We start from the raw sequence: 12,460 nt of genomic DNA, 5'->3' as shown, positions 1-12,460 counted from the left end.
CATGGGAGGATGGCCGCATGACGTACACCCTCGTGCTGCTGCGCCACGGCGAAAGCGAATGGAACGCCCTGAACCTGTTCACCGGCTGGGTGGACGTGCATCTGACCGACAAGGGCATCGCCGAGGGCAAGCGTGCCGGGGAACTGCTGGCCGAGCACGGCATCCTGCCGGACGTCGTCTACACCTCGCTGCTGCGTCGCGCGATCTCCACCGCGAACATCGCGCTGGACGCCGCCGACCGGCACTGGATCCCCGTGATCCGGGACTGGCGGCTCAACGAGCGCCACTACGGTGAGCTGCAAGGCAAGAACAAGGCGCAGGTCAGGGAGAAGTACGGCGACGAGCAGTTCATGCTGTGGCGCCGCAGCTACGACACCCCGCCGCCGCCGATCGACGCCGCCAACGAGTACAGCCAAGAGGGCGACGCGCGCTACGCGGGCATCGATGTCCCGAAGACCGAATGCCTGCTCGACGTGGTCAACCGGATGGTGCCGTACTGGGAGTCGACCATCTCCAAGGACCTGCTGTCCGGCAAGACCGTGCTGGTCGCCGCGCACGGCAACTCGCTGCGCGCGCTGGTCAAGCACCTCGACCAGATCTCCGACGAGGACATCGCGGGCCTGAACATCCCCACCGGCATCCCGCTGCGGTACGAGCTCGACGAGAACCTGCGCCCGGTGCGCCCGCACGAGTACCTCGACCCGGAGGCGGCCGCCGCGGGCGCCGCCGCCGTCGCCGGTCAGGGCGGCAAGTAACCCGCATACCGAGCACTCTCGACGCGCTGCCACCCACCCGGGTGGCAGCGCGTTGTCGTTTCGATGGGCAGACGGGCGTTGCCGTGCGACACGCCGGAGGATGCCGGTCCGATCCACGTCGCGACATCGGCGATTTAAGTTACCCACTATTTTTACCGGCAAGTAAGTAGGTACACTCTGGTCGTTCGACCAGCTGAGAGGTGGATCACGTCCGATGAAGAACGCGCTGCGGGTCACGGTGGCGGCGGTTGCCGTCACGATGCTCGTCCCCTTTCTCGCCACCGGGGCCGATGCCGTCGCGCCGCCCACCGGCCCGGACGGCGGCGCTGCCGGAGCGGCTTGGACTGCCACCCAAGATGATCCGCAGCAGTACCCGAACATCAACATCCAGTGGGACGTCCCCATCACGATGAGTGACGGAACGGTGCTGAAGGGCAACGTCTACCGGCCCGCGGACGCCTCCGGCCGCCCCGTCGACACCCCTACGCCGACGATCGTCAATCTCACGCCGTACACCAAGCTGGTATCGAACCTGGCCGATCACGCGCAGTCGATCCCCGGCCTGTCCGACGCGCTGATCGAATTCTTCCGGCAGATCGACATGAGCGGCACGCCGCTGTCCGGCGTCACCGACCTGACGAAGGCGTTCGGCGGGGGCGAACTGCGCAACTTCACCGTCGACCGGCAGCTGATCAAGAGCGGCTACTCGCAGGTGGTCGTCGACGTGCGCGGCACCGGCTTCTCTCAGGGCGTCTGGGACATGCTGCGCGGACGCGAACAACAGGACACGCTCGAGGTGATCGACTGGGCGTCCCGGCAGCCGTGGTCCAACGGACGCGTCGGCATGAACGGCATCTCCTACTCCGGGATCAATCAGGTGCAGGTCGCGCAGAAGCGCCCGCCCGCCTTGCAGGCGATCTTCCCGGTCGTGCCGGGCAGCGACCTGGTCAACGACGTGCTCGCACCCGGCGGCGGCTTCGGCTTCAACTTCATCCCCCTGTGGCTCACCGCGGTCAACGGGCTCAAGCTGATCCCCGACCTGGCCTCGGTGCTCAACGGGCAACTGGACACCACGTGGCTGGCCGACCGCGCCCGCGATCCGTTGACCTTCATGGACGTCCTGCTCAACGTCTACACCACCGCGCGCATCGAGGATCTCGACCCGCGCGCCAGGGAACTGCTCACCGACGGCTCCGGCCCGCGCCAGGACTGGCTCGGTGATCCCAGCGGGATCCGGACGCCGACCTTTGTCATCGGCGGCTGGCACGACCTGTTCACCTACTCGGAATCCAAGATCTACGACGAGATTTCGCTGCCGCCGGGCCAGAAGCAGCTGCTGATGGGCAACACCTATCACCTCAACTCGGGCAACGAGTACGGCAAGCCGGGCCTGCCGCCGCGGCTGGATGTGTTGCAACGCGCATGGTTCGACCGGTGGCTCAAAGACATCGACAACGGCATCGAGCAGTACGGTCCGATCACCCTGCGTCAGCAGGGCGGTGGCTGGATCACCACCGACTCGTTCGCCGCGCCGACCGCCGCCGCGAATCCGGGGCAGGCGGTGCATCGCAGGATGTACCTGACCGCCGCCGCCAGCGGCACCGCGAACAGCCGCTACGACGGTTCGCTCGATGCCACCGGCACCGGCGAGCCGGCGCGTCTGACCGTGGCGCCCGGCCTGACCAGCCTGTGTTCCAACGACGCCGCCCAGGGCAGTGCCGGTGTGCTTTCGGTCATCGACGGCTGCGCGAAGGACTCCAGGGTCGAGGAACTCAACGGACTGACCTTCACCAGCGCCCCGGTCGGCGAGCCGACCACGATTTCCGGGCGGATCGCGGTGCGGCTCAACACCGTTCAAGATGCCGCCGATGGGTACTGGGTGGTCACGGTGAACGATGTCGCGCCGGACGGGCAGTCCAGCGTGCTGTCGTCCGGTCAGCTCATGGCTTCGCTGCGGGCGATCGATGAGGCGAACAGCAGCAAGTCGGCCAACGGCGACTACACCGATCCGCGGCCGTACACCTCGCTGGAGCAGCGGCAGCCCACGGTCCCCGGCGAGGTGACCACGCTGGACATCGCGCTGCCCGCCACCGAGGCGATCCTGCAACCCGGTCACCGCCTGCGCGTCGACGTCTACGCGGGCAACTTCCCCAAGGGCTTGCCGATCCTGCCGATGCTGGTCGACACCGGCTTGCGGCCTCAGCATCTGGAGCTGGACCCCGGCCGTCCGAGCTTCGTCAACATCCCGGTCAGAGGCAATCCGGGCTGGTAGATCCGGGGCGGGTCCGGGCGTGCACCCCGCGCATCGACGTCGCGGGGTATGGGCGAGGGTGCACGCTCCGGCCTCATCGTCGTGCGGTCAGTCAGCGACGGCGAACGCGGCCTCCAAGGGCGGGAACATCGCGCGGGCGTCGTGCCCGGCGAACCAGAGACCGACGGTGAACACCGACATCGCCTCCAGGTACCGGGCCCGGTGCAGCCCGCCTGCCGGGAGAGCCCGCGATCCCAGGTCTTCCGCCAGCCCCGCGACCGCCTGCAGCGCGGCCTCGTCGTCACCGCACAGCGGCACCGCCAAGCGGCGCTCGTCGAAGACGCGCGCCTTCGCCTGCCACACCTCGGCGGCGCACAGGTTGAAGGCCTTCACCACGTGCGCTCCCGGCGCCAGCGCAGCGACCCGTTCCGCGACAGCGTCTTCCGCCAGCACGAAGGCGGTGGCTCCTTCGGGCGCCGCCGCATCCGGGGCGAAGGCGTTGGTGCAGTCGACCACCGTGCGTCCGGCCAGCAGCTCTCCGGTCGCGTGCAGCACCTCCGACAGCGCGGGCACCGGTAACGCGAGCAGCACGACGTCGCCGAACGTCGCCGCGTCGGTGATGCTCCCGGCGCGCCCGCCGATCGAGGCCGCCGATTCCGCCGCGGCGGCGCCGGAGCGGGCGCCGATGAGTACTTCGTGCCCCGCCGCGCTCCAGCCGCCGCCGAGCGCCCGCGCCATCGCGCCCGCACCGATGATTCCGATTCGCATTCGAACTCCTGACTCGAAACGTGTTCGACGACGACGCTAGGAAATCCGAAAGGCACCCGGAGGTGCGCAACGGCGCTGGCAAGCTGGAGCCGTGAACCCAGCACCGATCGACCCGGTCAGCGCCGAGCGGGTGGAATACGCGCCCTACGGCGACTTCGAATCCGACTGCCCGGCCCGGATGGGTGTGGACATCTTCGGCAACTCCTGGCTACCGGTGCTCGTCTACCTGCTGCGGGAGGGGCCGATGCGTCCGGGCGAGCTGCGCGCGGCCATCGGCGGCATCAGTCAGAAGATGCTGACGCAGACGCTGCGCCGGATGGAACAGATGACACTGGTGCGGCGGCACCGCTACGCCGAGGCCCCGCCGCGGGTCGAATACGAGCTGACCGAGGCGGGCGTGGACCTGTTGATCCCGATCTACGCCTTGGGCGAGTGGGTGGACAAGCACGGTGCGTCGGTGAACGCGGCCCAGGCCGAGGCCGACGACGAAGAGAACCGACCGCTCGGTGAATACGAGGCGGATACCTGACGTCGAACAGCGCGTAAACATGCGGCTAACGGGGCCGGAAGGGCCTATGACCTGCGCGAAACTTCGTGTACCCCGCGTTGGCCGACCGGTCGGCGACCGTACGATTCAAGTGTGAGTGTTCCCCAGGCCGTGCTGCTGGCCCTCTTGGCGGCTGTCGTCGGCCTGGCAGTCGGCGGGCTACTGATCCCGTATGTGAATGCCAGGCAGGCCGCGCGCAGGCAGGCCGACTCCGGTCTCACCATGTCCCAGGTTCTCGACCTGATCGTGCTCGCCTCCGAGAGCGGGATCGCGGTCGTCGACGAGTATCGCGACGTAGTGCTGGTCAATCCGCGCGCGGAGGAACTCGGCCTGGTCCGCAATCGCCTGCTCGACGAGCGGGCCTGGGCCGCGGTGGAGAAGGTGCTGGCCACCGGCGAATCCGCGGAGTTCGACCTCACCGCCAAGAATCCGGTCCCCGGCCGCGGCCGCATCGCGGTGCGCGGCGTCGCCAGGCAACTGTCGCGCGAGGAGACCACCTTCACCGTGCTGTTCGCCGACGACGATTCCGAACAGGCGCGCATGGAGGCCACCCGGCGCGACTTCGTGGCCAACGTCAGTCATGAACTCAAGACCCCGGTCGGGGCCATGAGCCTGCTGGCCGAAGCTTTGCTGGAATCCGCCGAAGACCCCGAAGCCGTGCGACACTTCGGTCAGCGCGTGCTCGGTGAATCCCGCCGCCTCGGCAAGATGGTGACCGAGCTCATCGCGCTCTCCCGCCTGCAAGGCGCGGAGAAACTGCCCGAACTCGAGGTGGTGGACGTGGACACCGTGGTGATGCAGGCGGTCGACCGTTCCCGCACCGCCGCCGAAGCCGCCGGGATCACGGTCAGCACCGACCGCCCGAGCGGGCTCGAGGTGCTCGGCGACGAAACCCTGCTGGTCACCGCCCTGTCCAATCTGGTGGAGAACGCGATCGCCTACTCGCCGGCCGGTTCCCACGTGTCGGTGAGCCGCTCGCTGCGCGGCGATCACGTGGCGATGGCGGTCACCGACCGCGGCATCGGCATCGCCAAAGAGGACCAGGAGCGGGTGTTCGAGCGATTCTTCCGGTCCGACAAGGCGCGTTCGCGCCAGACGGGCGGCACCGGTCTAGGCCTGGCTATCGTCAAACACGTGGCCGCCAACCACAACGGGGAAATCACCCTGTGGAGCAAGTTGGGCACCGGATCGACGTTCACCTTGCGCATACCCGCCCATCACGAAGCAGGCACCGACGACGACCACGACGGCGCCGTGATCGGCACGAATGAAACAAGCCCGCGTCCTCCGGGACCGGGCCGACCGAATGGTGTGGAGGCACGCAGATGACGAGTGTTCTGATCGTCGAGGATGAGGAGTCGCTGGCCGATCCGCTCGCGTTCCTGCTGCGCAAGGAGGGTTTCGAGGTCACCGTCGTCGGTGACGGGCCGTCCGCGCTCGCCGAGTTCGACCGGTCCGGTGCGGACATCGTCCTGCTCGACCTGATGCTGCCCGGCATGAGCGGCACCGACGTGTGCAAGCAGTTGCGCACCCGCAGCGGCGTCCCGGTGATCATGGTCACCGCCCGCGACAGCGAGATCGACAAGGTGGTCGGCCTGGAGCTGGGCGCCGACGACTACGTCACCAAGCCGTATTCCGCCCGCGAGCTCATCGCGCGCATCCGCGCCGTGCTGCGCCGGGGCGCGGGCGACGAGCTGGAGGGCTCCAACGAGAGCGGCGTGCTGGAAGCGGGTCCGGTCCGGATGGACGTCGACCGGCACACCGTGATGGTGAACGGCAAGCCGGTCACGTTGCCGCTCAAGGAGTTCGACCTGCTCGAATACCTGCTGCGCAACTCCGGGCGGGTGCTCACCCGCGGCCAGCTGATCGACCGCGTGTGGGGCGCCGACTACGTCGGCGACACCAAGACCCTCGACGTGCACGTCAAGCGGCTGCGCTCGAAGATCGAGGCGGATCCGGCCAAGCCGGAACACCTGGTCACCGTGCGAGGCTTGGGCTACAAACTGGAGGCGTAAGCGCTCCGCGCGGCGAGAACACGGAACGGCCGAGAGCACTGCGGTGCTCTCGGCCGTTGCGTTCAGCGGTGTGTCAGGGGACGTAGATCCACGTGGTGCCGAGGGGGGTCTCGGTCTTCTGCAGGGTGATCCAGCCCAGATCGTCTTCCTGCATGCAGTCGTAGAGATCGACGGTATTGGTACCGCGGCAGGCGATGGTGTGGGAGGTGCCGTACGGGCTCGCGATCAGGAGCTTGCCCGCGGCCTTCGCGTTGACCGCGGCCGGATCGGTGGCCGACACGAACTCCGTGGTGAAGTCGAAGAACTTGTGCGGGTCGCCGTTCGGCTCGGCGTGGGCTACTCCGGTCAGCGAGAGGGCGGCGCCCAGGGCGATGGTGGCCGCGGTGAGAACTTTCTTGGACATAACGGCACATCAAACCCGATCCGGGTAAAGCTCGCATGGCGACGGGGTGAACCGCCCGGCGAATCGGTCCGCCGACCGCGGCCGAGCGAGCGCCCAACCGGCAAACTGGTCAGGCGAGCGGATCCGTGGATTCGCGCATCCGCTCGGCATGCACCGTCGCCGGGTGGACGGCGATCAGGCCGAGACCTTCGCGGCGCTTGCAGTGCCTGGCCAGCTCCGCGTAGGCGGGCGCGCCGATCAGTTCGGTCAGCTCCGGTGCGTAGGACTGCCACACCGGCTTGCTGCCGACATGGGCGTCGGGAGAGCCGGAGCAGTACCAGTCCAGATCGGCGCCGCCCGGCCCCCACCCGCGGCGGTCGTATTCGGTGATCACGGTGCGCAGGATCTGCACGCCGTCGGGCCGGTCCACCCAGTCCTGGGTGCGGCGAATCGGCAGCTGCCAGCACACGTCCGGCTTCATCTCCATCGGCTCGATGCCGCGCCGCAGCGCCATGGAGTGCAGGGCGCAGCCGATGCCGCCCGCGAAGCCGGGACGGTTGAGGAAGATGCACGCGCCGTCGAACCGGCGCGTGCGCAGCGCGGGCTCGTCGTCCAGTTCGTCGAGTTCCAGATAGCCGCTCTTGGTGACTTTGCCCTGCGCGTTGGTCGCCTCGTCCCGCAGCTGCCAGTCCTCGGGTGTGAGCATCTTCACAGCGCGGCTCAGTCGTTTGCGGTCGTCCTCGTCGGAGAGGAACGCGCCGTGCGAGCAGCAGCCGTCGTCCGGCCGGTCGGTCAGGATGCCCTGACAGGCCGGGGTGCCGAACACGCACGTCCACCGCGACAGCAACCAAGTCAGATCGGCGACGATCAGATGCTCGTCATTTGCCGGATCTACGAACTCGATCCACTCACGGGGAAAGTCTGGATCGACTTCCGGGGCGGGGTCGATCTTCCCCGCTGGTCGGGGCCGGGTCGGGCTGCTCGGTGATGCGCCTACCGTCACGAAATAAGACGCTAACAGTTCAGTCGCCTGGGCTGAAGTGCCGCGCCACCCAGTACCGTGTTCATGTGCGGCTTGGGGTACTCGATGTCGGAAGCAATACCGTTCACCTGCTCGTGGTGGACGCGCATCGTGGCGGTCACCCCCTGCCGATGAGTTCGACGAAAGCCACCTTGCGGCTCGCGGAGAACATCGACGTCGCCGGTCGCATCACCGAGGCGGGCGCGCAGCGGCTGATCGACACCGTGGCCGAATTCGCCAGCATCGCCGAGACGTCCAGATGCGTCGAACTGATGCCGTTCGCCACCTCGGCGCTGCGGGAGGCGGCCAACTCCGAGGAGGTACTCGGCCGCGTGCGCGAGTCGACCGGAGTCGACCTGCGGGTGCTGTCCGGCGTCGACGAGGCGCGGCTGACCTTCCTCGCGGTGCGCCGCTGGTACGGCTGGAGCGCCGGGCGCATTCTCAACCTGGACATCGGCGGTGGATCGCTCGAGATGACCAACGGCGGCGACGAGGAACCCGACGTCGCGCTGTCCTTGCAGCTGGGCGCGGGCCGGTTGACCAGGGAGTGGCTGCGCGAGGACCCGCCGGGCAAGCGCCGGGTCGCCGTGCTGCGGGACTGGCTGGACGCCGAACTGGTGGTACCGGCGAAGAAGCTGCTCGAGCCGGGCAAGCCCGATCTCGCCGTCGGCACCTCGAAGACCTTCCGGTCGCTGGCCCGGCTCACCGGAGCGGCACCCTCCGCGGCGGGTCCGCGGGTGCGTCGTACACTCACGAGCTCGGGTCTGCGCCAACTGATTGCGTTCATCTCGCGGATGACGGCGGCGGACCGTGCAGAATTGGAAGGCGTAAGTTCCGATCGGTCACAGCAATTGGTGGCCGGCGCACTGGTCGCGGAGGCGAGTATGCGGGCACTTTCGCTCGATACTTTGGAGATTTGCCCGTGGGCGCTGCGTGAAGGGCTGATCCTGCGCAAACTGGATACCGATATGAATGGTGGACCCGAAGCAACGTACTCAGCGGGCACGGCGACCGGTGACGGTCGGCCCGCGCCCGGCGGCGCGCCTTCGCCGGGCTCGATCGGGACGGTGTCGTCATGAGCGAGGATTCCAAACAGCTGTCGGTCGCGGAACTGCTGGCGCGTAACGGCCAGCAGAGCGGAGGCTCGTCCGGCGGTGGCAGACGTCGCCGCAGTGGCCGTGGCATCTCCGTCGCCGAACTGACCGGCGACCTGCCGGTCATCCGGGACGGCGGTGGCCACTCCGCGCACGCGGCGCCGGATTCCGAAGCGGAGGAGCCCGCCTACGCGCCCCCCTCGTTCGATCCGCCCGCGCCGGAACCGGTTTCCTACTCGCCCGAGCCGCAGCCCGATCCGTCGTCGTATTCGCCCATGTCGGGCCCGATTTCGATGTACGACCCGCTGGCCGGTTACGCGCAGCCGGACCCGCCGCAGGCCGATCCGCCGCCCGGGCGATCCAGCCGGGTCATGCCCGGCCGGGAGATGCCCTCTTCGTGGCACGGCACGTCCTTCGATCCGCTGTCGCCGGATACTCCGGTGTCCGATTTGTTCTCTGTCGCGCCCGGTCCGTACGCCCCCGACCCACTGGCGGGTGCGCCCGAGACGCCCCCGCGCTCCGGGCGCAGGCGCAGGCGGGAGGAACCCGAAGAAGAGGCCACGGAGGTACGGTCCTGGCACGAGGTCCCGCACGAGCCGTTCGGCCGGGACGCGCTGTCCGACCGCGGGGTCGGTGAACCGGGCCGCAACGGCCACGCAGAGCGGGACGCACCCGGCTTCGGCCGTTCGCCGCTGCCCGAACGCAATGGCGCCAGGGGCGGGCGTGCGGCCAGGCGCAGGGCGGCGGAGGCCGCGGAGGCCGCGGAAGCCGCCGAGGATCTCGGTCCGTCCACCGCGGCCTGGTCCCCGTCCACCGGCGGTTTCGCCCCGGAATCGGAACCGCTGCCCCTTCCGCCGCCGCCCGATCCGAGACCGAAGCCGACCAGGCCCGCTCCGCCCGAGCCGCAGCCGGAGGCACATCGAAGACCAGCCCGCCGCGAGGGCGTCGGCGAGAACGGACTACCGGCCTGGTCGGCCCGCAGGCACAAGCCGCAGGCCGATTCCGCGCCGGAGTCCGTCGGCATCCCGACCGCCGCGTGGTCGCTGGCCAGCCAGGATCAGCAGTTGCTCTCCGGCCAGACGGTCGCGGGCGACCTGCTGCGCGACGGCGTCGACCGGGCCGAACGCGGCGCGGCGGAGCGCAACGGCAGAGGCGGTCGCGGTAGGCGCGCCGCGGCCGAGGCCGCGGAACTGGACGGCGTCACCGACGTCTACGAGCCGATCGCGCTGGACGAGGACGAAGACGACGAGGACGACATCGTCGACGAACCTCGCATCACCAGCCGGGCCACCTCGCGCCGGTCCCGGGCCGTCAAGAAGGCGGAGGACGACGAGAACCGGCGCCAGTGGATGATCCTCGGCGGCCAGAGCACCGGCGCCGCCGTCGCGGGCATGCTGCTGTTCAAGGGCTTCGAGCGGATGTGGGAGATGCTGCCCTGGGTCGCACTGGCCCTGGCGATGATCGTGATTCTCGGCCTGGTGGCCCTCGTGCGGATCCTGCGCAGGACCGACGACATCCTCAGCACGGTGATCGCCGTCGTCGTGGGCATCTTCGTCACGCTGGGGCCACTGGCCTTTCTTCTCAGCACGAACTGAGCATGGAGCAAGTCGTGGCGAATATCGGGCAGGCGAACGAGACCGGGTCGCGGATGGGCGAGGGATCGCCAGGAGATACCGGGGGCGCATCCCGGCCGAGGGAGATCCGGGTGGGGCTCTCGACCGCCTCGGTGTACCCGGAGAATACGGAGGCCGCGTTCCGTTACGCCGCCGAACTCGGCTACGACGGCGTCGAGCTGATGGTCTGGGCCGAGCCCGCCAGCCAGAGCATCGCCACCGTGCAGGCGTATTCGCGCAGTTACGGCGTTCCGGTGCTCGCGTTGCACGCTCCGTGCCTGCTGATCTCGCAGCGGGTATGGGGTTCGGATCCGGTGGCCAAGCTCGAGCGCAGTGTGCACACCGCCCAGGCGCTCGGTGCGGGCACGGTCGTCGTGCATCCGCCGTTCCGCTGGCAGCGCCGCTATGCGGCCGGGTTCGCGGCGCAGGTGGCCGAGCTGGAGGAGAGCAGCCCGGTGCTCGTGGCGGTGGAGAACATGTTCCCGATGCGGGCGGACACGCTGTTCGGCCGACGCGAAGGCGCGGTGCGCCGACTGGAGCGCCGTGGTGGCCCGGGTCCGGCGCTCACCGCCTTCAGCCCCTCCTACGACCCGACCGACACCGGGTTCCGCCACTACACCCTGGACCTGTCGCATACCGCCACCGCAGGAGCCGACCCGTTGGCGCTGGCGGCCCGCATGGGCGCGGGTCTGGTCCATCTGCACCTGGCCGACGGCCGGGGCGCCGCGCACGACGAACATCTCGTTCCTGGCGATGGCACCCAGCCGTGCGTGGAAGTGTGCGCGAGCATGGTCCGCAGCGGTTTCACCGGCCAGGTCGTCGCCGAGATCAATACGCAGAACGCGCGCACGACCAAGGAGCGGGCCGAGATGTTGCATCGCACGCTGGCCTTCGCCCGCAAGCATCTGACCGAGGCCGCCGCGCCCACTCCCGCCGGCGCGCGGCACAGCTCGCCCGAACCGCCGATGTGACGCTCGTCGCTACTCCGGTATGCGGCCATGGGGTCGGTCGCCGGTTGCGTTGTACGTTGTACGAACCCGTTGCCGACAGTGTGGTCACGAGGCCGCGAACGACGCCATCGGGTGCGGCCGACGCAGGACAGGAGTGAGGATGACGACGGAGCTGACGGCCGAATTCGGCGCGGCGGCAACGACCGACGCACCGTTCAGCCAGGTGTGCGCGCTGGAACCGGCGCCGCCGCGAACTCCGGACACCGGCCGCTACCTGGGCTTCATCGACGACATCTGGACCATCGGCCCGAAGGTGCACGGCGGGACGATGGTCGCGGGCAGTGCGGCCGCGGCGACGAATTGGCTGCGCGCCGCCGATCCCGCGCTGGTCGGGATGGCGCCGGTCGCCGCGAGTTCCGATTTCCTCGGCGCGCCGAACCCCGGCGATGTCGAATACGAGGTGCGCCTGCGGAAGATCGGTCGCCAGATCTGCCTGGCCGACGCCGATCTCATCCAGAACGGCCGCGTCCTGGTGCGCACGGCGCTGACGTTCAGCCGCCTCGACGACGCGAATCCGATCTACGCGCCCGAGCACTCCGACATGCCCACGGAGCCGCCCGCCGATGCCGTCGGCTACGAGCCAGGCTCCCAGATGGGCGAGATCGTGCACGTCGGCCGAGGAGCCGACATCTATCTCGACCGCGACTGGGCCCGCTTCCTCGCGGGCGCGAAGGGCGAGCCGCGCCTGCGGATGTGGATTCGTCCGCGCCCGGGCGACGAACAGGACCCGGACGTCGCGATGTACTTCGCCATGATGAGCGCCGACATGAGCCCGCCGGTCCCGATGAACCTCGGCCACTTCGGCTGGGCGCCCACCGTGCAGATGACCACCTACCTGCGTCGTAGGCCCGCGCCGGGCTGGCTGCGGATCATCGCCACCACGCACGAGGTGGGCGAGCGCATGTTCGACGAAGATCAGCTGGTGCTGGACTCGACCGGCGCGGTCGTCGCGCAGAGTCGTCAGCTGGCGCTCGTTCCCCAGCGCTGAGCCGCCGCGCGCGCCG

General features: G+C 69.2%; 12 protein-coding genes. 9 read left to right on the top strand and 3 right to left on the bottom strand.

Features of this window, described 5'->3' with window-relative positions:
• The first annotated feature begins 17 nt into the window (after positions 1-17).
• Together ACWEO7_RS03270 and ACWEO7_RS03265 are read left to right on the top strand one after the other, a co-directional pair.
• Positions 18-755, top strand: coding sequence for a phosphoglyceromutase (locus ACWEO7_RS03270; RefSeq protein ID WP_452420367.1), 738 nt, complete (start codon positions 18-20; stop codon positions 753-755).
• 214 nt (positions 756-969) lie between these two features.
• A complete protein-coding gene (locus ACWEO7_RS03265; protein ID WP_452420365.1) occupies positions 970-3,027 on the top strand; it encodes a CocE/NonD family hydrolase in 2,058 nt (685 codons plus the stop codon).
• Positions 3,028-3,114: 87 nt separating this feature from the next.
• On the opposite strand, the gene ACWEO7_RS03260 is transcribed toward ACWEO7_RS03265, so the two are convergent.
• Positions 3,115-3,774 carry an NADPH-dependent F420 reductase gene (locus ACWEO7_RS03260; RefSeq protein ID WP_452420363.1) on the bottom strand — a complete coding sequence of 220 codons (660 nt, stop codon included), beginning with the start codon at positions 3,772-3,774 and terminating at the stop codon, positions 3,115-3,117.
• A gap of 91 nt (positions 3,775-3,865) precedes the next feature.
• Between ACWEO7_RS03260 and ACWEO7_RS03255 the strand changes: the two genes are divergently transcribed.
• The 3 genes from ACWEO7_RS03255 (at position 3,866) to ACWEO7_RS03245 (ending at position 6,336) form a co-directional block, all read left to right on the top strand.
• A complete protein-coding gene (locus ACWEO7_RS03255; protein WP_452420362.1) occupies positions 3,866-4,303 on the top strand; it encodes a winged helix-turn-helix transcriptional regulator in 438 nt (145 codons plus the stop codon).
• 111 nt (positions 4,304-4,414) lie between these two features.
• On the top strand, positions 4,415-5,650 hold the full coding sequence (locus ACWEO7_RS03250) for a sensor histidine kinase (protein ID WP_452420360.1): 1,236 nt from the start codon (positions 4,415-4,417) through the stop codon (positions 5,648-5,650).
• Positions 5,647-6,336: a response regulator transcription factor gene (locus ACWEO7_RS03245; RefSeq protein ID WP_039802162.1), complete on the top strand. Its 690-nt coding sequence runs from the start codon at positions 5,647-5,649 to the stop codon at positions 6,334-6,336. The genes ACWEO7_RS03250 and ACWEO7_RS03245 overlap by 4 nt, the downstream gene beginning before the upstream one ends.
• Before the next feature lie 73 nt (positions 6,337-6,409).
• Here ACWEO7_RS03245 and ACWEO7_RS03240 read toward each other — a convergent pair whose 3' ends face one another.
• Positions 6,410-6,739, bottom strand: coding sequence for a hypothetical protein (locus ACWEO7_RS03240; RefSeq protein WP_355071913.1), 330 nt, complete (start codon positions 6,737-6,739; stop codon positions 6,410-6,412).
• Between the two features lie 109 nt (positions 6,740-6,848).
• Positions 6,849-7,721, bottom strand: coding sequence for a hypothetical protein (locus tag ACWEO7_RS03235; protein WP_452420358.1), 873 nt, complete (start codon positions 7,719-7,721; stop codon positions 6,849-6,851).
• 65 nt (positions 7,722-7,786) lie between these two features.
• On the opposite strand from ACWEO7_RS03235, the gene ACWEO7_RS03230 reads away from it, so the two are divergent.
• From ACWEO7_RS03230 to ACWEO7_RS03215, 4 genes are all read left to right on the top strand, one after another.
• Positions 7,787-8,818, top strand: coding sequence for a Ppx/GppA phosphatase family protein (locus tag ACWEO7_RS03230; protein WP_355071917.1), 1,032 nt, complete (start codon positions 7,787-7,789; stop codon positions 8,816-8,818).
• A complete protein-coding gene (locus tag ACWEO7_RS03225) occupies positions 8,815-10,428 on the top strand; it encodes a hypothetical protein (RefSeq protein ID WP_452420356.1) in 1,614 nt (537 codons plus the stop codon). The genes ACWEO7_RS03230 and ACWEO7_RS03225 overlap by 4 nt, the downstream gene beginning before the upstream one ends.
• Before the next feature lie 53 nt (positions 10,429-10,481).
• Entirely contained in the window at positions 10,482-11,417 is a 936-nt protein-coding gene (locus ACWEO7_RS03220) for a sugar phosphate isomerase/epimerase family protein (protein ID WP_450017717.1), read from the top strand.
• Between the two features lie 139 nt (positions 11,418-11,556).
• On the top strand, positions 11,557-12,444 hold the full coding sequence (locus ACWEO7_RS03215; protein ID WP_452420354.1) for a thioesterase family protein: 888 nt from the start codon (positions 11,557-11,559) through the stop codon (positions 12,442-12,444).
• Positions 12,445-12,460 lie beyond the last annotated feature (16 nt).

The organism is Nocardia sp. NPDC004260 (assembly GCF_053603155.1).
The sequence above is the reverse complement of the archived record's forward strand: the minus strand, read 5'-3'. Positions and strand labels throughout refer to the sequence as shown.